Source organism: Listeria kieliensis (assembly GCF_003369925.1).
GTDB classification, from domain to species: Bacteria; Bacillota; Bacilli; order Lactobacillales; family Listeriaceae; genus Listeria; species Listeria kieliensis_A.
The window spans coordinates 1,093,461-1,116,763 of sequence record NZ_LARY01000002.1 but is presented as its reverse complement, the minus strand read 5'-3'; the positions used below and the strand labels follow the sequence as shown (position 1 = coordinate 1,116,763).

Below are 23,303 nucleotides of genomic sequence, written 5' to 3'. Positions count from 1 at the left end.
TGAGCCAAAAATATCTTATAAACGTTGATACAACAAGTAATTGATTAACGTTTCGAGAACTGAGGAGCACGACGAGCAGCTTTAAGACCGTATTTCTTACGTTCCTTCATACGAGAATCACGAGTAAGAAGACCAGCTGATTTAAGAGCTGAACGGTATTCAGGTGCTACTTGAAGAAGTGCACGTGCAACGCCGTGACGGATTGCACCAGCTTGTCCAGTGTATCCACCGCCATGTACGTTTACAAGTACGTCATAGCTTCCTAGAGTTTCAGTTGCAACTAGTGGTTGCTTGATTACTTCACGTAATGCTGCGAATGGGATGTAATCTTCCCAGTCACGATTATTGATAACAACTTTGCCGTCGCCCGGTACTAAACGTACACGTGCTACTGAGCTTTTACGACGACCAGTTCCGTAATATTGTACTTCTGCCACTATTATTTCCCTCCTTTAATATTAACCGCGTAGTTCGTATACTTCTGGTTTTTGTGCTGCATGTTCATGCACATCGCCTGCGTATACGTGTAGTTTTTTGAATTGTTGACGTCCTAGAGAAGTCTTTGGAAGCATTCCTTTTACAGATAGCTCAATTAGTTTCTCAGGATAGTTCGTACGCATTTCGCCTGCTGTACGAGATTTCAATCCGCCTGGATATTGCGAGTGACGGTAATAAATTTTATCCGTTGCTTTTTTACCAGTAAGACCTACCTTACCTGCATTAATTACAATTACAAAATCTCCAGTATCAATGTGTGGAGTAAATTGCGGTTTATTTTTGCCACGAAGAATAGATGCTACTTCGCTCGACAAACGACCTAGAGAAACATCAGTAGCGTCGATCACGTACCATTTACGTTCTACTTCGCCTTGTTTCGCCATATAAGTTGTACGCATGAGTTACCCTCCTAATAAATTAAAAATTGCGCCCGGAACCGTTCCTTGTTCCGAAACATCTTTATCTTACTTCTATTGTTTTTTCAACACAACAACCTTCCGGGGCTTATTGTGGGGTAAACAATACCATAGTCCATAATACAATTTCTGTCCTTAAAAGTCAATGAATTTCAGGAAAAAAGTCGGATGGGGAAAGAAATTAAACTCCGCTTTCGTAGTACGCTATTTTCCGAATTCATCATAAAATACGTTCATCAAATACAAACCTTCCGGAGGTGCCGTTTTGCTTCGCAGCGCTTCTCTATTTTTAGCATCCAATGCTTTTTTTAAATCATCCAGCGAAAGCTTCCCCTGCCCCACATCCATAAGCGCACCTGTTAGAATCCTCACCATGTTATACAAAAAGCCATCGCCACGATAAGTAATCGCAAAAAGTTCGTCATTCACTTGTTCCATTTCAATCTGATAAAGCGTTCGAACCTTATTCTCCATCTCCGTTCTTGCGCTACAAAATGTTGTGAAATCATGCTCCCCAAGCAAAATCGTAACCGCTTCTTCCATCTTCTGAAGATCAATCGGATAAGGAAAATGCCAAGCAAAGTGGCGCATAAACGGATCAAACAGTTTTCCGCACTGAATCAGATAACGATATTCTTTCCCAGTCGTATCAAAGCGAGCATGAAAATCCGAGTCCACGGCTTTAACCGACCGAAAACTAATATCCCGAGGTGTTCTCGTCTCAAGCGCCATCCGAAAAGAATCACCAGGAATCTCAAGTGGAGAATCAAAGTGAATAACTTGTCCTTTTGCGTGCACCCCAGCATCAGTCCGTCCTGAAGCCGTTACTCGGATAAAATCTCCTTTATGCATTTTTTGAAGAGCCTGTTCAATTTCGCTTTGCACTGTCCGCTTTTCTGGTTGAACTTGGTAACCAAAAAAGCCGCTTCCATCATAAGCGATAATCGCCTTATAGCGTGTCATGAAATGTTTTTCCTCCTAATTTCTAAAGAACCATAAAAGCACTGTTAAAATAACCAATGATACTAGTAAAGACGTATCTCGCCAGCGCCATTTCAACAATCTAAATTTTGTTCGTCCCTGGCCACCTCGATAGCCTCTCGCTTCCATCGCAATCGCCAAATCTTCCGCACGCTTAAACGCACTAATGAAAAGTGGAATCAAAAGCGGGACAATCGCCTTGATTCGTTCCGTAATTTTCCCGCTTGTAAAGTCCACGCCGCGCGCCTTTTGTGCCTTCAAAATCTTCTCCGTTTCATCCATTAGCGTCGGAATGAACCGAAGTGAGATGCTTAGCATTAACGCCAGTTCATGAACTGGCAAGCGTAAAATCCGGAAAGGCATTAGAATCTTCTCCAGTCCATCTGTCAGCTCAATCGGGCTTGTTGTGAGCGTCAGTAACGTCGTCATGAAGACAATCAGTACAAAGCGGCAAAAGATTTTAATACCGTTCAATAGTCCGAGTGTCGTAACTTTGATCGGGCCAAGCGCAAGCAAAGTGTCTCCACCTTGTGTGAAAAAAACTTGCAATAACAATGTAAGTAAAATCAAAATCATAATGGGCTGCAGTCCCTTTACAAAAAACATAAAAGGAACCTTTGAACTAAAAACTAAATAAAGCACATAAGCAAATAAAAATAAGTAAGTTAGCCAGTTGTTGGCCATAAAGACAATGACAATAAAATACATCACCGCCGTGATCTTAGCTCGCGGATCAATGCTATGAAGCCAAGAATTTCCTGGGATATAACGTCCCAAAATCATTTTATCCATCATAGTGGATTCCCGCCTTCAGGTAAAAAACGCATCATTTCTTCCAAAAGCTCATCCATGTTCAAGCAAACTTTAGAAAAAGAAACCGAAAATTTCTTTTCAAAGTCTCGTTGAAAACGAACAACTTCAGGAACAAGCAGCCCGAGTTCGGATAAACGTTCAGACTCCTGAAAAATTTCACGAGGTGTGCCAATCTGGTCTACTGTCCCTTCTTTCATCAACACGATTTTTTCAGCATACTGAGCGGCATCTTCCATACTGTGAGTCACAAGTACAGTAGTCAAATTTTTTCGTTCATGAAGCTCGTAAAACATTTCCATGATTTCTCTTCGGCCACTTGGATCTAATCCCGCTGTGGGTTCATCCAAAACTAAAACTTCTGGTTCCATCGCAAGCACGCCAGCAATTGCAACTCGGCGCATCTGTCCTCCTGAAAGTTCAAATGGCGAGCGCTCCAAGATATCTTCTGTAAGTCCTACCTCGCGAATGACTTCCCGGGCACGCTTTTCGGCTTCTTCCAGCGGGACACCGAAATTTAACGGGCCAAAACAAATATCTTTTTGTACCGTTTCTTCAAATAACTGCGCTTCTGGAAACTGAAAGACAATCCCCACTTTCTTGCGAATATTTTTCAATTTTTTCTGCTTTTCACCAGCTAAAATTTCCCGGTCGAATATTGTAATTTTCCCTTCTGTCGGAAGCAGGAGCGCATTCAAATGTTGCAGAAGCGTTGATTTCCCGGATCCAGTGTGCCCAACAATCGCGGTATAACTCCCATCTTCAAATGAAACGGTAACGTCTTCTAGGGCTCGTTTTTCAAAGGGACTATTTTTTTGATAACAAAAACCTAATTGTTCGAGTTTAATCGCCATAATAATTCAAGCAACGCTCCTTCCGAAAGAATCGGCTCATCAATTTGAATGCCGCGTTCCGAGAGTTTTTCTTCCAATTCAACGATAAACGGGACGCCAAGACCGATTCGCTTCATCTCTTCAGGGGCTTCAAAAATTTCCTGCGGCGTTCCTTCTTTGAATCGTTTTCCTTCATTCATCACAATCACACGATCCGCATAAAGTACTTCATCAAGGTCATGCGTAATTGAAATAACAGTAATTTCTTCACGCTCTCGCAAATTTCGTATCGTTGCCATTACTTCTGCTCGACCACGCGGATCAAGCATCGAAGTCGCCTCATCCAAAATAATCACATCAGGCTGGAGGGCAAGCACACCCGCAATCGCAACACGTTGCTTCTGACCGCCTGAAAGTCTTGCTGGTTCATGCAGGGCATAATCCGTCATCCCGACTTCACGAAGTGCATCTTCCACTCGCTTGACCATTTCTTCATGTGGCACCCCATGATTTTCCAATCCAAAAGCTACGTCGTCCTGGACAGTTGCACCCACAAATTGATTATCTGGATTTTGGAAAACCATTCCCACTTGTTTGCGGATTTCCCATATCGTCGTTTCACTTAAAGCAAAGTGACCAATCTTGATTAAGCCACTTTCAGGGAAAAGTAACCCGTTAAGTAGCTTAGCAAGTGTCGATTTCCCCGAACCGTTATGGCCGACAAGCGCAAGCCATTCGCCTTTTCTTACAGAGAAAGTCACATCTTCTACCGCAAAATTATCTTCTTCTTCGTATTTATAAAAAACGTGCTCTAAACGCACAAAATCTTCTGACAAGCCTCGCACCCCATTTCGAATGGTTAACACCTATTTATTATAGTATAAAGCGAATTCTTAAGCAAAGCTTGTTTTTTTCTTTTAAAAAAGGGAAAAGAAGGGAGATGAGGAGTGATTTTATGTGGCTTGAATTTTTATTACGCTTATCTGTCGCAGGAATTTTAGGAGGTATCATCGGGCTCGATCGTGAACTTCGAGCAAAAGAAGCCGGCTTCAGGACGCATTTTCTAGTTTCGCTCGGCAGCGCTCTAATCATGATTGTTTCCCAATATGGCTTTTTCGGTGTAACTGGTCATGCCAATGTTTCCTTTGATCCCAGCCGTGTAGCAGCTCAGGTCGTGAGCGGAATTGGTTTTATCGGCGCCGGAACCATTATTATCCAAAAGCAATTTGTTCGTGGATTAACGACTGCTGCTGGCCTTTGGGCAACTTCCGGTATTGGTCTTGCTACTGGAGCTGGTCTATATGCACTTGGCATTGGTGCAACGGTACTCACATTAATTGGACTCGAGGCGCTAAGTCTCTTTAGTAAATCTGTCGGCTTCCACACTGTTCTACTAGTCTATTCAACAAATGATAAAAGCAACTTAGCTTCTATTACGAATTATCTACATGAGCATGACTATCTGATCTCTACATATGAGACGAAACGCGAGCCTTTTGGCGATGTTGAGGCTTACCAAGTAACAATGCAAATCAAGTCGAAGTCGATTCAAGAGGAGAAAGAAATTTTTCAGTATATCCAAAATTTACCTCATGTTACTATTGAACGAATGGAATAAAAAATAAACAGCCACTAGGATTAATTAGTTCCTAGTGGCTGTTTACATAAAAAAACTCAAAGCACATACACACTTTGAGCGAATCGAAAACAAAAAAAGCCTGCGCTCCCCGCGAGTTATCTCGCAGGGAACACACAGAGCTAGACAAGACAAAGAATGTTACTTTCTGCTTATCATCACACTCTACTTGCTTTAAAGTTCATTATTAAACTAGTTCAATGATAACCATTGGCGCTCCGTCACCACGACGAGGGCCTTTTTTATAGATACGAGTGTATCCACCTTGACGTTCTGCATAACGTGGTGCAACATCGTCAAATAGTTTTTGAAGTGCATAAACAGCTTGGTTTTTCTTACCGCCGTCTTTTGCATCAACTTGTTTAACACTAGCTACTTCATGACGAATGAATGCCGCAGCCTGACGACGAGCGTGCAAGTCACCTTTTTTACCAGAAGTAATAAGACGATCTACAACTTTACGAACTTCCTTAGCACGTGTTTCAGTTGTTTCGATACGTTCATGAACGATTAAATCCGTTGCAAGATCACGAAGTAATGCTTTACGTTGTGCACTTGTACGGCCTAATTTTCTGTAACCCATGGAATTCCCTCCTTACATTTCTAATCAGTTTTCGTTGCGAAGACCTAAGCCAAGATCAGCCAGTTTCACTTTTACTTCTTCTAAAGATTTACGACCCAAGTTACGAACTTTCATCATATCATCTTCAGATTTGTCAGCGAGTTCCTGAACTGTATTGATTCCAGCACGTTTTAGACAGTTATAAGAACGAACTGATAAGTCAAGTTCTTCAATTGTCATTTCAAGTACTTTCTCTTTGTGGCTTTCTTCTTTTTCAATCATGATCTCAGCTTTTTGCGCTTCGTCTGTTAAGTTAACGAAAATGCTCAAGTGCTCAGAAAGAATTTTTGCGCCAAGTGACACAGCTTCTTCTGGACTGATACTTCCGTCAGTTAGAACATCAAAAGTCAGCTTATCATAATTTGTAGATTGACCAACACGTGTATTCTCTACTTGGTAGTTCACACGAATTACCGGCGAGAAAATTGAATCTATCGGAAGAACACCGATAGGCATACTTTCACGTTTGTTTTGATCAGCCGGCGTATAACCGCGGCCACGAGCAGCGTTAAGGCGAACATGAAATTTCGCGTTGTCGCTCAACGTTGCGATGTGAAGATCTGGATTCAAAATTTCGACATCACTATCATAATTAATATCTCCAGCTGTTACAACACCAGGTCCTTGTATATCAATCTCTAATGTTTTTTCTTCATCAGAGTAAACTTTAAGTGCCAGTTTTTTGATATTCAAAATTATGGTTGTCACATCTTCAACTACACCTTCAATTACAGAGAACTCATGTAAAGCTCCATCAATTTGAATGGACGTTACAGCAGCGCCTGGAAGTGAAGATAATAGAATACGACGTAAGGAGTTACCCAAAGTTGTACCATATCCACGCTCAAGTGGTTCTACAACAAACTTTCCATATTTGGCATCATCGCTGATCTCAATCGTCTCGATTTTTGGCTTTTCAATTTCGATCATTCAAATATACCCTCCTTCAAAACGTCTTATTTCAGAAACCTAGTCGAACCTCAATTGTGCTTCAAAATATCGCTGTTTTAAAAGTTACGCACAAAGACGACTACTTATACACGACGACGTTTTGGAGGACGACATCCATTATGAGGAACCGGAGTAACATCTTTAATTGCAGTAACTTCAAGACCTGCAGCTTGAAGAGCACGAATTGCTGCTTCACGACCTGCACCAGGACCTTTAACTGTTACTTCAAGAGATTTAAGACCATGTTCCATCGCTGCTTTTGCTGAAGTTTCTGCTGCCATTTGAGCTGCAAAAGGAGTAGATTTACGAGATCCTTTAAAGCCTAAAGCACCAGCACTAGACCACGATAAAGCATTACCATGTGTATCAGTAATCGTTACAATTGTATTATTAAATGTAGAACGAATGTGTGCAATACCGTTTTCGATATTCTTTTTCACACGACGTTTACGAGTATTTGTTTTACGTGCCATTCACTAATTACCTCCTTTACTATTCGTTTATTTCTTCTTACCTGCAACAGTCTTAGAAGGACCTTTACGTGTACGCGCATTATTTTTTGTATTTTGTCCGCGAACAGGAAGTCCACGACGGTGACGCATACCGCGGTAAGAACCGATTTCGATTAGACGTTTAATGTTTAAGTTCACTTCACGACGAAGATCCCCCTCAACTTTAATACGGTCTACGATTTCACGGATTTTACCTAATTCTTCTTCACTTAAATCTCTTGTACGTACATCTTCAGAAACGCCTGCTTCTTCCAAGACTTTAGCAGCTGTTGCTTTTCCGATACCGTAGATGTAAGTTAGTGAGATCACGATACGTTTTTCACGTGGAACATCCACACCTGCAATACGTGCCATCTAATCAAGCACCTCCTTATATTCTATAATCAACCTTGTTTTTGTTTATGCTTAGGGTTTTCACAGATTACCATAACTTTACCTTTACGACGAATAACTTTACATTTTTCGCACATAGGTTTAACAGATGGTCTTACTTTCATTCCATATACCTCCTTGTTTACTAGAGAAAATGTCTCTATAAACCGATAACTACTAAGCTGGCGAACCAGACCGGTATATAAATTCAATTTTCGGAGCGCAAATTATTTAAAACGATAAGTGATTCTTCCACGAGTTAGATCGTATGGGGAAAGTTCAACAGTTACTTTATCCCCTGGTAAAATACGGATGTAGTGCATACGAATTTTACCAGAAACAGTGGCAAGCACTTCATGCCCATTTTCGAGTTCAACTTTAAACATTGCGTTAGGCAAAGTTTCTTGTACTACGCCTTCAACTTCAATTACATCTTCTTTAGCCATATGTTCGCTACCTCCTTCTCGGTTACTAGACCACTTGGTTCCGATTTTATCAGTGTAAAAACTTGATTACATGAAAAAACGTGAAAAGAGATCTGCTTCTTCCATTTCAAAAGCCGACCTGCCTTTAGACAACCTGAAAAGTGAGATCCGTAATCCGGAGAACTTGAGTACGAAGACTAAAGTTCGGTTTAGCAAATGTTTCGGATATTCCTCAAATGGTTCTCTCGTTCATCATGATTTGCAAAGATGCTTATATTCCACTGCCAATTATCCATTATACTACAAATCAACAGGATTTGCACGTTTAAATTTTCAGCAGCGTTCAAGCCGTTCTCCTTTAAAAAGAAGCAAGAATTTGATCTACATCAAGAAAAACTTTATTAATTTCTTGTTCGCCATTAATACTATGAAGTTTACCTGTTTTTGTGTAAAAATCAAGCAAAGGTTGTGTCTGTTTCAAATTAACATTTAATCGATTTTCAACTGTTTCCTTTTTATCATCTTCACGTTGATAAAGCTCAGAACCATCGACATCGCATTTCCCTGCTACTTTTGGCGGATTGTAAAGCTCATGATAAGTTCTGCCACAAGTTGGACAGATCCAGCGTCCAGTTAGACGCTTCATCAAAGCTTCTTTTGGTACATCAATATTGATGACCGCATCAAGTTCAGTCCCAAAGTCGCTTAAAATACGTTCAAGCTCTTCAGCTTGAGCAACTGTTCGTGGAAAACCATCTAGTAAAAAACCGTTTTTTGCATCATCTTGAGCTAGACGTTCGCGAACAATACCATTTGTCACTTCATCAGGAACTAAGTCACCTTTATCCATATAAGATTTGGCTTTAAGTCCTAGTTCAGTTTCATCTTTCATCGCTTGACGAAACATGTCTCCTGTTGAGATGTGCGGAATATGATATTTTTCAACAATTTTCTCGGCTTGTGTACCTTTACCGGCACCAGGCAGGCCCATTAATACTAGTTTCAATTGATTCGCTCCTTGTACTCGCAAGGCAGACCTGCTAGGAAATCCGTAGCAAGTGCCCGCGCGTTATTTGATGAATCCTCGATAATTCCGTTTAACCAATTGCCCTTCCAATTGTTTCGTTGTGTCAAGTGCTACCCCGATAACAATCAGAAGACTTGTACCACCGATTGCGAGCGTTTGAGGTAACCCAAATGCTGTCGTTCCGATTGTCGGAATGATTGCAACTGCGGCAAGGAATAAGGCTCCGATGAAGGTTAAGCGATACAGTACCGAAGTAAGATAAGCTTGTGTTTCCCTTCCCGGACGTTTACTTGGAATATATCCACCTTGCTTTTTCAAGTTATCTGCCACTTTTTCAGGGTTAACTTGGATAAAAGCGTAAAAATAAGTGAATGCGATGATCAGAGCTACATACAAGACCATGCCAATCGGTTTTGTATAATCAAATACGTTTTTGAGTACAGATACAACACCGTTACTACTATCAAAGAACGTCAAGATCGTTTGCGGTGTGATAATAAAAGCACTCGCAAAGATTACTGGAATAACCCCAGCAGAGTTCAATTTTAGTGGTAAGTGAGTAGCTTGCGCACCCGCTTGTTTATTTCCAGCCACACGTTTTGAATACTGGATCGGAATTTTACGTAGCGCTTGTTGGAAGTAAATAACTACAACAACGATTAGAAGTGCAGCAAGTGCAATTCCGACAAGAACTAAGATATGAAGGAAAAGTTGATCGCCAGCATCTTCAATTTGTTGAACGTAAACTTGACGAATTCCATCTGGAATACGAGCTACGATCCCCGCGAAGATGATAATGGAAATCCCGTTCCCGACACCTTTAACCGTAATTTGTTCACCAAGCCACATTAAAAACATTGTTCCTGTTGTAAGCACAATCGCAACAACGATGTACTGTGGTACAGAAGCATTGAAGATAAGTGTGGATCCTGACAAACGGTTAAATCCGTAAGCCATACCGAAGGCTTCAATAAGTCCCAAACCAATTGTCAAATAACGCGTCAATTGATTGAGCTTTTTACGTCCCATTTCACCTTGTTTAGACCACTCAGTGAGTTTTGGAACAACATCCATTTGTAACAACTGTACAATGATGGACGCAGTGATGTAAGGCATAACCCCCATCGCAAGAACGGAGAAATTTTTAAGCGCCCCACCATTAAAGGTGTTTAGGAACCCAAAAATGCCGCCTTCCATTGTTTGTTGCAATGCCGCTGCATTCACCCCAGGCACAGGTATGAATGTTCCAATACGGAAAATGATAAGCATTGCAAGGGTGAAGAAAATCTTATTCCGAATATCTTTTACCCGGAAAAAGTTTACTAACGTTTGAAACATTAGATCACCTCAGCTTTTCCGCCGGCAGCTTCGATTGCTTCCTTAGCTGCTACAGAAAACTTATTAGCTTTCACTGTAAGTTTCTTCTCAATAGATCCATTCGAAAGGATTTTAATACCAGATTTAGCATTGTTCACAACACCTGTTTCAATTAGAAGTTCAGGTGTCACTTCAGTGCCTTCTTCAAAACGGTTTAAAACATCTAAATTCACAATAGCAAATTCTTTGCGGTTGATGTTTGTAAAACCGCGTTTAGGCAAACGACGGAAAAGTGGAAGTTGTCCACCTTCAAATCCTAAACGTACTTTACCGCGAGCTTTTTGTCCTTTATGTCCGCGGCCGGCAGTTTTTCCGTTACCAGAGCTCATTCCACGACCAACACGATTGCGCTCTTTGCGCGAACCTTCAGCAGGTTTTAATTCGTGAAGTTTCATGTTCAAGCACCTCCTCCTATTTCTTCTTTATTTCAGTAAATATACTAGCTTAAACTTCTTTTACGTCTAGAAGATGACTAACTTTGTTAACCATCCCACGAATTGCAGGATTATCTTCTTTAACGACAACGGAATGTGTCTTGCGAAGGCCTAGCGCCTTTACAGTTTCACGTTGATCTCCGGGACGACCGATTAAGCTACGTTTTAGAGTAAGTTCTAATTTAGCCATAATGATAATTCCCTCCTTATCCTAACAATTCTTCAACTGTTTTACCGCGAAGTTTAGCTACTTCTTCAGCTTTTTTAAGTTGTTTAATTCCATCAATTGTCGCACGAACCATGTTGATTGGCGTGTTTGATCCAAGTGATTTAGAAGACACATCGGCAACACCAGCAAGCTCAAGTACGGCACGAACTGGACCACCAGCTGTTACCCCAGAACCGGCATTCGCTGGTTTAAGCAGAATTTCTCCACCGCCAAAGCGACCAACGACTGTGTGCGGAATTGTAGTTCCAACAGTTGGCACAAACACCATGTTTTTCTTAGCGTCTTCAACAGCTTTACGGATCGCATCTGGAACTTCTTGTGCTTTACCAGTACCGAAACCGACATGACCGTTTTTATCACCGACAACAACAAGTGCTGTGAAACGGAAGCGACGTCCACCTTTTACAACTTTAGCAACACGATTAATTGTAACAACGCGTTCTTCTACATCTAATTTGTTTCCATCAATAATTTCAGCCATCTAAGTTTTCCCTCCTTCTTTATTAGAATTCTAATCCATTTTCGCGGGCTGCTTCAGCGAGCGCTTTAACACGGCCATGGTACAAGTACCCTCCGCGGTCGAAAACAACTGCAGAAATTCCTTTTTCAGAAGCACGTTTTGCAACTAATTCGCCAACCTTGCTAGCAGCGTCAACTTTTGATTCCGCAGAACCAAAGTCTTTATCTAAATTCGAAGCACTGACAAGTGTTACGCCATTTACGTCATCAACTAGTTGAGCGTAGATGTTTTTATTAGAACGGAAAACGTTTAGACGAGGACGACTTTCTGTTCCAGTAATTTTAGAACGAACACGAGCATGTCTTTTTTTACGAACTTTGTTTTTATCGATTTTAGTAATCACACGACTCACCTCTTCTCTTATCGCTTACGCGGCATTATTTACCAGTTTTACCTTCTTTGCGGCGTACATATTCGCCTTCATAACGGATACCTTTACCTTTATATGGTTCAGGTGGACGTACAGCACGAATGTTAGCAGCAAGTTCACCAACGTGTTCTTTGTTGAAGCCTTTTACGATTACTTTCGTATTAGCAGGAACTTCAATTTCAACACCTTTTGGCGCTTCAAATTCGACTGGATGGGAATACCCTACGTTAAGAACAAGTTTTGAACCTTGTTTTTGAGCACGGTAACCGACACCGACTAATTCAAGTGATTTTTCGTAGCCTTCAGAGACTCCAACAACCATGTTATTTAGGACTGCACGAGTCGTACCATGAAGAGCACGGTGGTTTTTATTATCAGATGGACGTGAAATGTTAATTTCGCTTCCTTCGATTTCAATTTTAATCTCAGGGTTAAACTCTCTTACAAGCTCACCTTTAGGACCTTTAACTGTTGCCTTATTTCCGTCAAGTGTAACTGTTACACCAGCAGGAATTGTAATAGGCTTTTTACCGATACGGGACATTGTCGCACCTCCTTATGAATAAATTTTACCAAACGTATGCAAGTACTTCTCCGCCCACTTGTTTAGCGCGAGCTTCTTTGTCAGTTAGGACACCTTGAGAAGTAGATACGATTGCAATACCTAATCCGTTAAGAACTTTAGGTACCTCGTTCGATTTAGCATAAACACGAAGTCCTGGCTTACTGATACGTTTCAAACCAGTGATTACGCGTTCACCAGATGGACTATATTTCAAGAAAACACGGATTGTGCCTTGCTTTTCATCTTCAATATACTCAACGTCACGGATAAATCCTTCACGCTTTAAGATTTCAGCAATTTCTTTTTTGATTTTCGATGCAGGCAATTCTAATTTGTCATGTTTAACCATGTTCGCATTACGGATACGAGTTAGAAAATCTGCAATTGGATCTGTCATCACCATGTGTTATTATCCTCCTTCCTTAAACTTAGGTTTTACCAGCTTGCTTTTTTAACGCCAGGAATTTGACCTTTATAGGCAAGTTCGCGGAAACAAATACGGCATAATTTAAATTTGCGAATAACGGAATGTGGACGTCCACAACGTTCGCAACGAGTATAACCTTGAACTGCGAATTTTGGTTCGCGTTTTTGCTTAGCGATCATTGATTTTTTAGCCACGTTTTCGCCTCCCTACTTTAATTATTGATTATTTTTGAAACGGCATTCCAACTTGAGTTAATAACTCACGGGATTCTTCGTCAGTTTTTGCAGTTGTAACAATAACAACATCCATACCACGAACTTTAGAAACTTTATCATAATCAATTTCAGGGAAAATCAATTGTTCTCTCACACCCAGCGTGTAGTTACCGCGGCCGTCGAAAGCTTTTTTCGAAACCCCACGGAAGTCACGAACACGTGGAAGTGAAACAGTAATTAATTTGTCTAAGAAATCATACATACGGTCACCACGAAGCGTTACTTTCGCACCGATTGGCATTCCTTCACGAAGACGGAATCCAGCGATCGAATTTTTAGCTTTTGTGATAACTGGTTTTTGACCAGTGATTAATGCAAGTTCTTCAACAGCACTGTCAAGAACTTTAGCGTTTGCTACTGCATCACCAACACCAGTGTTGATTACGATTTTTTCAATTTTAGGTACTTCCATAACAGAAGAATAGTTAAACTTGCTCATCATACCAGGAACAATTTCCTTAAGATAGCGATCTTTAAGGCGATTCATGTAATGTTGCCTCCTTCCTCAATTACTTAAATTATTTATCGATGACTTCACCGGATTTTTTAGCTACACGTACTTTTTTATCGCCTTTTACTTCATAGCTCACACGTGTTGGTTCGCCTGATTTAGGATCGATAAGCATTACGTTAGATACGTGAATTGGTGCTTCAACATTCAAGATTCCACCTTGTGGATTGATATTGGAAGGTTTCGTATGTTTTTTCACCATGTTGATTCCTTCAACAATTACACGATCTTTTTTTGGGAATGCAGCAAGAACTTTGCCGGATTTGCCTTTATCTTTACCAGTAATAACTTGTACTTTATCACCTTTTTTGACATGCATTAGTCTTAGCACCTCCTTGGTTTGAAACTTGTTTATTAAAGAACTTCTGGAGCTAAAGAAACGATTTTCATGAAGTTGTTTTCACGAAGTTCGCGAGCAACAGGTCCAAAAATACGTGTTCCACGAGGACTTTTATCATCACGGATAATGACACATGCATTTTCATCAAATTTGATGTAAGAACCATCTTGACGACGTGCTCCACTCTTTGTACGAACGATTACTGCTTTAACGACTTCGCCTTTTTTGACAACGCCTCCTGGTGTTGCTTGTTTAACAGTACATACAACAACATCACCAATGTTAGCAGTTTTGCGTCCTGATCCACCTAGCACTTTAATTGTTAGTACTTCACGTGCGCCAGAGTTATCAGCCACTTTCATACGACTTTCTTGTTGAATCATTAGGACACCCTCCTTCCAGAATAACAGGTAAGAGAAACATCTTGATCTCTCACTATTTTATAAAACCATTAAATAATTACTGCTTCTTCTACTACTTCTAGTAAACGGAAATGTTTAGTTGAAGATAGAGGGCGAGTTTCCATGATACGAACGATATCGCCAGTTTTTGCAGTGTTATTTTCATCATGAGCTTTGAATTTCTTCGAATACTTCACGCGTTTACCATACAAACCATGCTTTTTGTATGTTTCAACAACTACAGTGATCGTTTTATCCATTTTGTCGGATACAACGCGACCTGTATAGACTTTACGTTGGTTACGGTCAGCCATGTATTAAAACCTCCTTATTAATTTCGTCTTAAGCAAGTTCTCTTTCTTTCACAATTGTTTTCATACGAGCAATGGATTTACGTACTTCTTTAATGCGAGCAGTATTTTCCAATTGTCCAGTAGCTAATTGAAAGCGCAAGTTGAAAAGCTCTTCCTTTAGCGCTTTTTCTTGATCTTGGATTTCGGTAGTGGATAGTTCACGGATATCTTTAGCTTTCATTTGCTTCACCACCAATTTCTTCACGTTTTACGATCTTTGTTTTGACCGGCAGTTTATGTGATGCAAGACGTAACGCTTCACGCGCAACTTCTTCAGGCACACCTGCGATTTCAAACATAATTTTGCCACGTTTAACTGGGCTTACCCAGCCTTCCGGAGCACCTTTACCTTTACCCATCCGAACTCCGATTGGTTTAGATGTGTAAGATTTATGAGGGAAAATTTTAATCCAAACTTTACCGCCACGTTTCATGTAACGAGTCATCGCGATACGAGCAGCTTCGATTTGACGGTTCGTGATCCAAGAAGCTTCAACAGCTTGAAGACCATATTCACCAAATGCAACTTCTGTGCCGCCTTTCGCACGACCGCGCATATTTCCACGGAATTCACGACGGTATTTTACACGTTTAGGGACTAACATAATTATTTTCCTCCTTCCACATTGTTTTTCTTCGTTGGAAGGACTTCACCACGGTAGATCCAAACTTTAACGCCTAGTTTACCATAAGTTGTATCTGCTTCTTCCCATGCATAATCGATATCAGCACGAAGAGTATGAAGCGGTACAGTTCCTTCGCTATAGTGTTCAGCACGAGCAATATCAGCTCCGCCAAGACGACCAGATACTTGAGTTTTAATTCCTTTCGCACCAGCACGCATTGTACGTTGGATAGCTTGTTTTTGTGCACGACGGAAAGAAACACGTCCTTCAAGTTGTCTAGCAATGTTTTCAGCAACAAGTTTTGCGTCTAGATCAGCACGTTTGATTTCAACAATGTTGATGTGGACACGTTTGCCAGTTAAATCGTTCAGGGATTTACGAAGTGCTTCAACTTCCGAACCACCTTTACCGATTACCATACCAGGTTTAGCTGTATGAATAGTGATATTCACACGGTTAGCAGCACGTTCGATCTCAACACGCGAAACGGAAGCATCAGCCAAGCGTTTAGCAATGTAATCACGAATGCGCAAATCTTCATGTAAGAAATTAGCGTAATCTTTTTCAGCGTACCATTTTGAATCCCAGTCACGAATGACACCGATACGCATACCAATTGGATGTATTTTTTGACCCAACGTTTATCCCTCCTTCACTTCAGATACCACAACAGTGATGTGGCTTGTACGTTTATTGATTGCACTTGCACGACCTTGTGCACGTGGACGGAAACGTTTAAGTGTCGGACCTTCATCAACGAAAGCTTCCGAAACCACTAAGTTGTTCACGTCTAAATCATAGTTATGTTCAGCGTTTGCCATAGCAGATTTCAATACTTTTTCAATAACTGGTGAAGCTGCTTTTGGAGTAAACTTCAAAATTGCAATTGCTTCGCCAACTTGCTTGCCTCGGATTAAATCAATAACGATTCTCGCTTTACGAGGAGCAATACGTACCGTTTTGGCAACGGCTTTTGCACTTGTAATTTCACTTGCCATTTAGATATCCTCCTCTCGAAATTATCGTTTTGTTTTTTTGTCGTCTCCCGCGTGTCCGCGGTAAGTACGAGTTGGTGCAAATTCACCTAATTTGTGTCCAACCATATCTTCTTGAACATAAACAGGAACATGTTTGCGTCCATCATATACAGCAATTGTTTGACCTACGAATACTGGAAAAATAGTGGAACGACGCGACCAAGTCTTAATCACTTGTTTCTTGTCACTTTCATTTGCTTTTTCCACTTTCTTCATCAAATGTTCATCGACAAAAGGTCCTTTCTTTAAGCTACGACCCATGACGGAACCTCCCTTCGTATAGCTAGGAAGTCGGAGTTTAGCCTCCGCAAACTCCCTGCTATCAAAATTAACGTAATTTTATCCCAGATCTTATTTACCTTTACGACGACGTACGATAAATTTATCGGAGTTGTTGTTTTTCTTACGAGTTTTGTATCCAAGTGTTGGTTTGCCCCAAGGAGACATTGGAGATTTACGTCCGATTGGTGCTTTACCTTCACCACCACCGTGTGGGTGATCATTAGGGTTCATAACCGAACCACGAACAGTTGGGCGTTTACCCATCCAACGTGAACGTCCTGCTTTACCAATGTTGATAAGTTCATGTTGTTCGTTACCAACTTGACCGATTGTAGCACGGCAAGTAGCAAGAATCATACGAACTTCACCAGATTTAAGACGTACAAGAACGTATTTACCTTCTTTACCTAGAATTTGAGCACTTGCTCCAGCAGAACGAACAAGTTGTCCGCCTTTTCCAGGTTTAAGTTCGATATTGTGGACAACAGTACCCACTGGAATATCTTTAAGTTCTAAAGCATTTCCGATTTTAATATCAGCTTCTGCTCCAGAATAAATTGTTTGGCCAACTTCTAGGCCTTTCGCTGCGATGATGTAGCGTTTTTCTCCATCAGCATAGTGAACGAGCGCAATATTAGCCGAGCGGTTTGGATCGTATTCAATTGTAGCGATACGTCCAGGAACGCCGTCTTTATTACGTTTAAAATCGATCACACGGTATTGACGTTTATGACCGCCACCGTGATGACGAACAGTTAACTTACCTTGGTTGTTACGACCAGCTTTCTTTTTCATAGGACGTAGCAAAGATTTTTCTGGAGTACTTGTAGTAATCTCAGCAAAATCAGAACTTGTCATATGACGGCGGCCGTTTGTGGTAGGTTTGTACTTTTTAATCGCCATTTTTTTCCCTCCTCGTTAGATTTTATTCAAAAACGTTCGTATTAAACTTCAAAGAATTGAATTTCTTTACTATCATTACTCAAAGTTACGATTGCTTTACGACGCTTGTTCGTATAACCAACGTAACGACCCATGCGTTTTTTCTTTCCTTTGTAGTTCATAACGTTTACTTTTGTTACTTCAACTTCAAAGATTTCTTCAATTGCATGTTTGATTTGAGTTTTTGTAGCACGAGTGTCTACTTCAAAAGTGTATTTCTTGTCATCAAGAACACTAGTAGATTCCTCAGTGACAACCGGGCGCTTAATGATGTCGCGTGCATCCATTATGCAAGCACCTCCTCTATCTTTTGAACAGCTGCTTGTGTGACAATGAGTTTATCATGTCCAGCAACTTCTAGTACTGAGATACTTTCAGCCGGAATAACAGTAATGCCTTGAATGTTGCGTGCAGAAAGTTCGATATTTTCGCTTTCAGAAGCAACGACAACAAGAGCTTTTGTATCTACAGAGATATTTTTAAGGAAAGCCGCAAATTCTTTTGTTTTTGGCGTTTCAAATGCTAAATCTTCAAGTACTACGATATCATTATCAATAACTTTTGAAGATAAGATCGATTTGATCGCTAAACGGCGAACTTTCTTCGGCAATTTGTATGCGTATGAACGAGGAGTTGGTCCAAATACAGTACCACCACCACGCCATTGCGGCGAACGGATCGAACCTTGACGAGCACGACCAGTACCTTTTTGACGCCATGGTTTACGACCACCACCACGTACTTCAGAACGATTTTTTACTTTATGAGTTCCTTGACGTAAGGAAGCTCTTTGGCTCAAAATAACGTCGACAACAACTTTTTCGTTTGGTTCAACACCGAAAACAGCATCGTTCAACGTGATTTCGCCAGCTTGTGATCCATCTTGTTTAAGTAAGCTTAGTTTTGGCATTCGTTAGTCCTCCTTTCCAACTTTTTATTTTGCTTTAATAGCAGTTTTAATTTGAACTAATGATTTTTTTGCACCAGGAACATTACCTTTTACTAAAAGCAAGTTCTTTTCTGCGTCTACTTTAACGATTTCCAAGTTTTGGATAGTGATTTGATTTCCACCCATACGTCCTGGAAGAAGTTTGTTTTTGAAAACACGGTTAGGTGCTACAGGACCCATTGAACCAGGGCGACGGTGGTAACGGGATCCGTGAGCCATTGGCCCGCGAGCTTGTCCGTGACGTTTAATAACGCCTTGGAATCCTTTACCTTTCGATACGCCTGTCACGTCCACGACGTCACCTTCTGCGAATACATCTACATTGATTTCTGCACCAATTTCATACTCGTCTAAGTTTACATCGCGGAATTCGCGAATGAAGCGCTTAGGAGTAGTATTGGCTTTTGCTACATGACCTTTTTCGGGTTTGTTCGCTAAAACTTCACGTTTGTCTTCGAAGCCGATTTGAATAGCTTCGTATCCGTCTGTTTCAGCAGTTTTCTTTTGAAGCACAACATTGTTTCCTGCTTCGATTACTGTAACTGGAATAAGTTCCCCGTTTTCAGTGAAAACTTGTGTCATCCCTACTTTTCTACCTAAGATTCCTTTGGTCATGAGTCACACCTCCTGTTAATTGTTATTTTTGTGGGCATTTTGCCCAATTTATTAAAGTTTGATTTCGATATCTACACCACTCGGCAGATCCAAACGCATCAAGCTGTCAACCGTTTGTGGTGTTGGGTTAACGATGTCGATTAAACGTTTGTGCGTACGCATTTCGAATTGTTCGCGCGAATCTTTGTATTTGTGAACCGCACGTAAAACCGTATAAACAGATTTTTCTGTCGGAAGCGGAATCGGACCTGACACAGAAGCGCCAGAACGTTTCGCAGTCTCAACGATTTTTTCAGCTGATTGATCTAAAATACGGTGATCATAAGCTTTTAAACGAATACGAATTTTTTGTTTTGCCATTATTTTCCCTCCTTCTCGCCTATTTTTAAAATAGACATTCTCCATGGAAATTACCTGAGTACCCGCCATGGCAAAGCGGCCGGGTGTGTCAGCAACCTTCCACTTCATCACATCTACAACCCACTAAACAAGGGGTTGTGGGCACAAAAGGGCAGACGAGTGCCTATCCATTTGCACTTTATCTATTATACACGGGTTGCCCTTACGAATCAACCGTTTTTTGAAAAACTTTCAGATTCAAGTTAATGATTTTTATGTTTGAATTTCCTGTAAAAAATAAATGCCCTTTATTATAGAAGAAAAAATTCAGCACTACTTTCTTTCATCACGTCTCCGCCTTTCACTACATAAAGTATTTCATTTTTTGATCCATCCCCAAAAAGGCTGTAGTTTGCTGGCAAACTACAGCCCCATTCTTTTTATAATCTTTCTATTGTATTGATTGTTTATGCTCAACGAAACCAACTCTCGATTTTAACTACCAATTCATCATAAGTCACATTCGTGATCACAGCAAAAAGAGCTAGTAAGAAAACAACAATGGCAGCTACGAAGCGAAGCGGTCGAAAATAGACTGTCTCAGCCTGACGTTTTGCTCGAACAAGGCTAAAAACAACATTAAGTGCATAAATTCCCGATAAAACCAAAACTAAATATGTAATAACTTGTGGATTCATTGCGTCCTCCCAAAATCATAAACTAGATAACGGACTTTCTTGCCAAACCGTTGCTTCTTTTTTCTCTCCTAAAAGATCATTCGTTGTTAGAACGACATCAACATCATTAGCGCCGAAACAAAAACTGCGTCCCGCAAGAAACGAAGCAGCATATTCTTTCCAGTCTTTAAAGCCTTCTTTTCTAACTAACGGAGCGACTCTCTCTTTGATGATTTTCCAAGCTTCTTGCTCCTCTAGGTAACCAAGGTGGCTGCATACTCGCGCCAAGAATGCCGCTCTTTCAAAATCCCAAGCTATAACAGTTGTACAGTTTCTAAAGTCTTCAATTGTAAACTCGCTTCCGAATGTTTTAATGTTGTCTTCAAGCTCTTTCCAGTTGGCTGCTTCCTCCGCAGAAGCCCCCTTAAAGTTCTTAGCTCGGAAATTTTCAAATTCCATTTGATACTCCGCTGCATGCCCATGCTCTAATAGCCAATCGATCATTTGAAGCGCCGTTGCTCTATCATTAATCCCCCATCCTGCTTCTATAATTTGAGCCATATACTTCGGTTTGCCTCGCATCTTAAACACTAAACTAGTTGCAGAATTCACATCTACAAGAACGGCACCTAACCCCAAATAAACTTGTTCTTCAGGACTCACTCGATTTTCTTCGATAAACTTTAATCTTTTTTTCCGACCAAACACTAACAACTCCTCCTTCTCTTTTTATCTTTTTCATGAATATATGCTATTCACATTCATAATTTTAGCACCCACTTGCTGCATATCAATCAGTCATTTAAACGTAAATTAATTCCGGGCAGCTACTTTTTGTCTATTTTTTGTCTGTTTTTTATTTATTGTACAAAGTTTCCTCATCTTCAGAACTTAAACGTCAGTAGAAAATTTTTAGATAGTTATCTTTTTGTTATAAAAACTAATTTTATAATAAAAAGATATTAGTTTTTATTGTTAAATCATCATATAATTTTCGGTCGGATCCACATCAAAAAGCCGCCCAAAGTTAGCTTACCAAGCTAGCTTTGAGCGGTTTTTTAAAATTAATATCCTCGCAAAAAAATGAGTACTGCCGTAAGCACTACAAATATAACCAAAGCAATTAAGTCTATCCAATGCCAGTGCAACAATCTGAATTTGGTGCGCCCTTTGCCACCATCATAACCGCGAACTTCCATCGCATCTGCTAAATCTTCCGCACGATTGAATGAACTAACGAACAGCGGAATGAAAATCGGAACAACCACTTTCATTTGCTCGAACAGATTGCCTTCTCCGAACTCTATGCCACGCGCTCGTTGCGCTTTCATGATTTTATCTGTTTCTTCCATGAGCGTCGGGATAAAGCGAAGCGCAACGGTAATCATTAAAGCAATGTCTGCGACCGGAACTTTGAGATACTTGAGTGGCCGCAATAAATATTCAATGGCATCTGTTAAATCCATTGGCGTTGTCGTTAATGTAATGACTGTAGATAGGATGATAATAAGCGTGAAGCGGATGAACACGTAGATGCCATTTATAATTCCAAAAGATGAAATCCGGAAGGGGCCAAATTCAAAATAAATGACGCCTCCGCTTGTAAATAGCATTTGCATGATGACGGTGAACAATATTAGCCAAAGCAGCGGCCGCACGCCTTTGATGAACACTTTGACTTTGATTCCTGTTAGGAAGATGACGCCGAAAGTAAAAGCAATCATGAGCGCATAGGCATAAGGATTGTTCGCTAAAAATAGGATCGCAATAAAGTAGAAGCCGCCAAGCAGTTTTGTACGTGCGTCTAATGCATGGATCCAGGATTCTCCCGGGACAAAACGGCCAAATATGAGTTTATCAATCATTTGAATGGTCCTCCCTTCCAATTAAAATAGATATTTAACAAGGATGCTCGCCGCAAGTAGTACGACAAGCGACGCATTGATGAGTACAAAATTTTGGATCGCTACTACGAAGGTTTTTGATTTAACTTGTTCTTGGTTGAATTTTTTGAGATTGCGATAAACGAGTGGGATCGTAAGTAACACAAGGAGCATAATTGGACTTAGGTAGCTCAAAATGACTGCAGCAACCACGGCCGCAAACGAAGCGTAATAAAGCGTGTTGAAAAGGAGTACCCCCATTTTCCTGCCAATATAATACGGTAGCGTATAGCGGTGGTTACGGATATCTTCATCGAGATCGCAAAGGTTATTTGCCAGCATGATGTTCGCAATCGTGAAAATGCACGGAAGCGACACAACACCAATTTCAATGATTCGAAGCAGGTTGAAGCGAATATCGATCCACTCCCCTCGCCACAATAAGTTAGCAACGCCCGCATCATATGCGCTCATGTAAACAGCTAAAAAGAAAATGCCAAATCCCATTGTTACGCCTGAAAATACTTCGCCAAGTGGCATGCGTGATAGCGGAACTGGCCCAAATGTATATAAAATGCCGATGCAAAAACAAACAAAACCAATTAGAAGCACTAGCAAATCCGTTCGGAATACGAGCCAAACGCCAAGTCCTGTCGCAATGAAAAACATGGTGAAAATTAATATAAGCACATTTTTTTGCGGAATGTTCATTTTGCCGATCACGTTACTTTCAACCCGAAAATCGTAATCATGATTGTCTGTTGCTTTGCGGTAGTCCATATAATTGTTGATCGCTGTTGTGGTTAAATCAAAAATCAGCATGGCTACAAAGAAAATAAGCGTGTTCTGTAGGTTGATCGTCTGTAACTGATAAAAGACAAACAATGTGCCAAGAACAAACGGGTAGACACTTGCAATTTTTGTTCTGATTTCGACCAGCTCTAAAAATGCCTTGATAGACACTGGATTCCCTCCCCTTTTACTCCTTAAAATTGATCTTTTTCCACTATAACTTAAAAACCACCGAAACGCTATCCCTTCCGAACGAAAAACCCCTAGAGTTAGACG

General features: G+C 40.6%; 40 protein-coding genes. 1 reads left to right on the top strand and 39 read right to left on the bottom strand.

Annotated elements, in window-relative coordinates:
• Window positions 1–44: 44 nt before the first annotated feature.
• From rpsI to UR08_RS11310, 6 genes are all read right to left on the bottom strand, one after another.
• Window positions 45–437, bottom strand: a complete 393-nt coding sequence (rpsI, locus tag UR08_RS11335) for a 30S ribosomal protein S9 (protein ID WP_036072905.1) — start codon at window positions 435–437, stop codon at window positions 45–47.
• Between the two features lie 21 nt (window positions 438–458).
• On the bottom strand, window positions 459–896 hold the full coding sequence (gene rplM / locus UR08_RS11330; protein ID WP_115753719.1) for a 50S ribosomal protein L13: 438 nt from the start codon (window positions 894–896) through the stop codon (window positions 459–461).
• A gap of 222 nt (window positions 897–1,118) precedes the next feature.
• Window positions 1,119–1,877, bottom strand: a complete 759-nt coding sequence (gene truA, locus UR08_RS11325) for a tRNA pseudouridine(38-40) synthase TruA (RefSeq protein WP_115753718.1) — start codon at window positions 1,875–1,877, stop codon at window positions 1,119–1,121.
• A gap of 15 nt (window positions 1,878–1,892) precedes the next feature.
• Complete coding sequence (locus tag UR08_RS11320) at window positions 1,893–2,690, bottom strand: energy-coupling factor transporter transmembrane component T family protein (RefSeq protein ID WP_115753717.1); 798 nt, start codon at window positions 2,688–2,690, stop codon at window positions 1,893–1,895.
• Window positions 2,687–3,559 (bottom strand): energy-coupling factor ABC transporter ATP-binding protein, encoded by an 873-nt coding sequence (locus UR08_RS11315; RefSeq protein WP_115753802.1) that lies wholly within the window; start codon window positions 3,557–3,559, stop codon window positions 2,687–2,689. Before UR08_RS11315 ends, UR08_RS11320 begins: the two co-directional genes overlap by 4 nt.
• Entirely contained in the window at window positions 3,535–4,374 is an 840-nt protein-coding gene (locus UR08_RS11310) for an energy-coupling factor ABC transporter ATP-binding protein (RefSeq protein ID WP_115753716.1), read from the bottom strand. Before UR08_RS11310 ends, UR08_RS11315 begins: the two co-directional genes overlap by 25 nt.
• A gap of 119 nt (window positions 4,375–4,493) precedes the next feature.
• On the opposite strand from UR08_RS11310, the gene UR08_RS11305 reads away from it, so the two are divergent.
• Window positions 4,494–5,156, top strand: a complete 663-nt coding sequence (locus tag UR08_RS11305; RefSeq protein WP_115753715.1) for an MgtC/SapB family protein — start codon at window positions 4,494–4,496, stop codon at window positions 5,154–5,156.
• A gap of 205 nt (window positions 5,157–5,361) precedes the next feature.
• Here UR08_RS11305 and rplQ read toward each other — a convergent pair whose 3' ends face one another.
• From rplQ to menA, 33 genes are all read right to left on the bottom strand, one after another.
• The gene (gene rplQ / locus UR08_RS11300; RefSeq protein ID WP_115753714.1) at window positions 5,362–5,757 is read right to left on the bottom strand and encodes a 50S ribosomal protein L17; all 396 of its coding nucleotides are present in this window, start codon (window positions 5,755–5,757) and stop codon (window positions 5,362–5,364) included.
• A gap of 24 nt (window positions 5,758–5,781) precedes the next feature.
• On the bottom strand, window positions 5,782–6,726 hold the full coding sequence (locus tag UR08_RS11295) for a DNA-directed RNA polymerase subunit alpha (protein WP_036072892.1): 945 nt from the start codon (window positions 6,724–6,726) through the stop codon (window positions 5,782–5,784).
• A gap of 104 nt (window positions 6,727–6,830) precedes the next feature.
• Window positions 6,831–7,220: a 30S ribosomal protein S11 gene (rpsK, locus tag UR08_RS11290; RefSeq protein WP_036072890.1), complete on the bottom strand. Its 390-nt coding sequence runs from the start codon at window positions 7,218–7,220 to the stop codon at window positions 6,831–6,833.
• Between the two features lie 27 nt (window positions 7,221–7,247).
• Window positions 7,248–7,613, bottom strand: coding sequence for a 30S ribosomal protein S13 (gene rpsM / locus UR08_RS11285; protein ID WP_036072887.1), 366 nt, complete (start codon window positions 7,611–7,613; stop codon window positions 7,248–7,250).
• Window positions 7,614–7,642: 29 nt separating this feature from the next.
• A complete protein-coding gene (rpmJ, locus tag UR08_RS11280) occupies window positions 7,643–7,756 on the bottom strand; it encodes a 50S ribosomal protein L36 (protein WP_003720928.1) in 114 nt (37 codons plus the stop codon).
• A gap of 102 nt (window positions 7,757–7,858) precedes the next feature.
• The gene (gene infA, locus UR08_RS11275) at window positions 7,859–8,077 is read right to left on the bottom strand and encodes a translation initiation factor IF-1 (protein WP_036072884.1); all 219 of its coding nucleotides are present in this window, start codon (window positions 8,075–8,077) and stop codon (window positions 7,859–7,861) included.
• A gap of 337 nt (window positions 8,078–8,414) precedes the next feature.
• Complete coding sequence (locus tag UR08_RS11270) at window positions 8,415–9,062, bottom strand: adenylate kinase (RefSeq protein ID WP_115753713.1); 648 nt, start codon at window positions 9,060–9,062, stop codon at window positions 8,415–8,417.
• Window positions 9,063–9,125: 63 nt separating this feature from the next.
• On the bottom strand, window positions 9,126–10,421 hold the full coding sequence (gene secY, locus UR08_RS11265; protein WP_115753712.1) for a preprotein translocase subunit SecY: 1,296 nt from the start codon (window positions 10,419–10,421) through the stop codon (window positions 9,126–9,128).
• Window positions 10,421–10,855, bottom strand: coding sequence for a 50S ribosomal protein L15 (gene rplO / locus UR08_RS11260; protein WP_115753711.1), 435 nt, complete (start codon window positions 10,853–10,855; stop codon window positions 10,421–10,423). The genes secY and rplO overlap by 1 nt, the downstream gene beginning before the upstream one ends.
• Before the next feature lie 49 nt (window positions 10,856–10,904).
• Entirely contained in the window at window positions 10,905–11,084 is a 180-nt protein-coding gene (gene rpmD, locus UR08_RS11255; RefSeq protein ID WP_115753710.1) for a 50S ribosomal protein L30, read from the bottom strand.
• A gap of 16 nt (window positions 11,085–11,100) precedes the next feature.
• Window positions 11,101–11,604, bottom strand: coding sequence for a 30S ribosomal protein S5 (gene rpsE / locus UR08_RS11250; protein ID WP_115753709.1), 504 nt, complete (start codon window positions 11,602–11,604; stop codon window positions 11,101–11,103).
• Window positions 11,605–11,626: 22 nt separating this feature from the next.
• Window positions 11,627–11,986, bottom strand: coding sequence for a 50S ribosomal protein L18 (gene rplR, locus UR08_RS11245; RefSeq protein ID WP_115753708.1), 360 nt, complete (start codon window positions 11,984–11,986; stop codon window positions 11,627–11,629).
• Window positions 11,987–12,020: 34 nt separating this feature from the next.
• Complete coding sequence (rplF, locus tag UR08_RS11240) at window positions 12,021–12,557, bottom strand: 50S ribosomal protein L6 (RefSeq protein ID WP_115753707.1); 537 nt, start codon at window positions 12,555–12,557, stop codon at window positions 12,021–12,023.
• Between the two features lie 25 nt (window positions 12,558–12,582).
• Complete coding sequence (gene rpsH / locus UR08_RS11235) at window positions 12,583–12,981, bottom strand: 30S ribosomal protein S8 (protein WP_036072868.1); 399 nt, start codon at window positions 12,979–12,981, stop codon at window positions 12,583–12,585.
• Window positions 12,982–13,013: 32 nt separating this feature from the next.
• Window positions 13,014–13,199 carry a type Z 30S ribosomal protein S14 gene (locus UR08_RS11230; RefSeq protein ID WP_036072865.1) on the bottom strand — a complete coding sequence of 62 codons (186 nt, stop codon included), beginning with the start codon at window positions 13,197–13,199 and terminating at the stop codon, window positions 13,014–13,016.
• Between the two features lie 28 nt (window positions 13,200–13,227).
• On the bottom strand, window positions 13,228–13,767 hold the full coding sequence (gene rplE, locus UR08_RS11225) for a 50S ribosomal protein L5 (protein ID WP_115753706.1): 540 nt from the start codon (window positions 13,765–13,767) through the stop codon (window positions 13,228–13,230).
• Between the two features lie 31 nt (window positions 13,768–13,798).
• Entirely contained in the window at window positions 13,799–14,110 is a 312-nt protein-coding gene (gene rplX / locus UR08_RS11220; protein WP_115753705.1) for a 50S ribosomal protein L24, read from the bottom strand.
• Window positions 14,111–14,145: 35 nt separating this feature from the next.
• Window positions 14,146–14,514: a 50S ribosomal protein L14 gene (gene rplN, locus UR08_RS11215; protein WP_003723686.1), complete on the bottom strand. Its 369-nt coding sequence runs from the start codon at window positions 14,512–14,514 to the stop codon at window positions 14,146–14,148.
• A 68-nt stretch (window positions 14,515–14,582) separates the two neighbouring features.
• Window positions 14,583–14,846, bottom strand: coding sequence for a 30S ribosomal protein S17 (gene rpsQ / locus UR08_RS11210; protein WP_036072860.1), 264 nt, complete (start codon window positions 14,844–14,846; stop codon window positions 14,583–14,585).
• Between the two features lie 28 nt (window positions 14,847–14,874).
• Window positions 14,875–15,066: a 50S ribosomal protein L29 gene (gene rpmC, locus UR08_RS11205; protein WP_036072858.1), complete on the bottom strand. Its 192-nt coding sequence runs from the start codon at window positions 15,064–15,066 to the stop codon at window positions 14,875–14,877.
• Window positions 15,056–15,490: a 50S ribosomal protein L16 gene (gene rplP / locus UR08_RS11200; protein ID WP_007474821.1), complete on the bottom strand. Its 435-nt coding sequence runs from the start codon at window positions 15,488–15,490 to the stop codon at window positions 15,056–15,058. Before rplP ends, rpmC begins: the two co-directional genes overlap by 11 nt.
• A gap of 2 nt (window positions 15,491–15,492) precedes the next feature.
• Window positions 15,493–16,149 carry a 30S ribosomal protein S3 gene (rpsC, locus tag UR08_RS11195; RefSeq protein WP_115753704.1) on the bottom strand — a complete coding sequence of 219 codons (657 nt, stop codon included), beginning with the start codon at window positions 16,147–16,149 and terminating at the stop codon, window positions 15,493–15,495.
• A 3-nt stretch (window positions 16,150–16,152) separates the two neighbouring features.
• Window positions 16,153–16,509 (bottom strand): 50S ribosomal protein L22, encoded by a 357-nt coding sequence (gene rplV, locus UR08_RS11190; RefSeq protein ID WP_036072854.1) that lies wholly within the window; start codon window positions 16,507–16,509, stop codon window positions 16,153–16,155.
• A gap of 21 nt (window positions 16,510–16,530) precedes the next feature.
• Entirely contained in the window at window positions 16,531–16,809 is a 279-nt protein-coding gene (rpsS, locus tag UR08_RS11185; RefSeq protein WP_115753703.1) for a 30S ribosomal protein S19, read from the bottom strand.
• A gap of 90 nt (window positions 16,810–16,899) precedes the next feature.
• The gene (gene rplB / locus UR08_RS11180; protein ID WP_115753702.1) at window positions 16,900–17,733 is read right to left on the bottom strand and encodes a 50S ribosomal protein L2; all 834 of its coding nucleotides are present in this window, start codon (window positions 17,731–17,733) and stop codon (window positions 16,900–16,902) included.
• A 41-nt stretch (window positions 17,734–17,774) separates the two neighbouring features.
• Window positions 17,775–18,059: a 50S ribosomal protein L23 gene (gene rplW / locus UR08_RS11175; RefSeq protein ID WP_036072840.1), complete on the bottom strand. Its 285-nt coding sequence runs from the start codon at window positions 18,057–18,059 to the stop codon at window positions 17,775–17,777.
• Entirely contained in the window at window positions 18,059–18,682 is a 624-nt protein-coding gene (rplD, locus tag UR08_RS11170; protein WP_115753701.1) for a 50S ribosomal protein L4, read from the bottom strand. Before rplD ends, rplW begins: the two co-directional genes overlap by 1 nt.
• A gap of 24 nt (window positions 18,683–18,706) precedes the next feature.
• Window positions 18,707–19,336 carry a 50S ribosomal protein L3 gene (gene rplC, locus UR08_RS11165; RefSeq protein ID WP_115753700.1) on the bottom strand — a complete coding sequence of 210 codons (630 nt, stop codon included), beginning with the start codon at window positions 19,334–19,336 and terminating at the stop codon, window positions 18,707–18,709.
• A 51-nt stretch (window positions 19,337–19,387) separates the two neighbouring features.
• Window positions 19,388–19,696 (bottom strand): 30S ribosomal protein S10, encoded by a 309-nt coding sequence (gene rpsJ / locus UR08_RS11160; RefSeq protein WP_007474836.1) that lies wholly within the window; start codon window positions 19,694–19,696, stop codon window positions 19,388–19,390.
• A 452-nt stretch (window positions 19,697–20,148) separates the two neighbouring features.
• Window positions 20,149–20,373 carry a hypothetical protein gene (locus UR08_RS11150; protein ID WP_115753699.1) on the bottom strand — a complete coding sequence of 75 codons (225 nt, stop codon included), beginning with the start codon at window positions 20,371–20,373 and terminating at the stop codon, window positions 20,149–20,151.
• A gap of 15 nt (window positions 20,374–20,388) precedes the next feature.
• Window positions 20,389–21,060 (bottom strand): DUF1266 domain-containing protein, encoded by a 672-nt coding sequence (locus UR08_RS11145; protein ID WP_115753698.1) that lies wholly within the window; start codon window positions 21,058–21,060, stop codon window positions 20,389–20,391.
• 356 nt (window positions 21,061–21,416) lie between these two features.
• Window positions 21,417–22,217, bottom strand: a complete 801-nt coding sequence (gene fmnA, locus UR08_RS11140; RefSeq protein ID WP_115753697.1) for an FAD export ECF transporter transmembrane subunit FmnA — start codon at window positions 22,215–22,217, stop codon at window positions 21,417–21,419.
• 21 nt (window positions 22,218–22,238) lie between these two features.
• Window positions 22,239–23,198 (bottom strand): 1,4-dihydroxy-2-naphthoate polyprenyltransferase, encoded by a 960-nt coding sequence (gene menA / locus UR08_RS11135; protein ID WP_115753696.1) that lies wholly within the window; start codon window positions 23,196–23,198, stop codon window positions 22,239–22,241.
• Window positions 23,199–23,303: the final 105 nt, after the last annotated feature.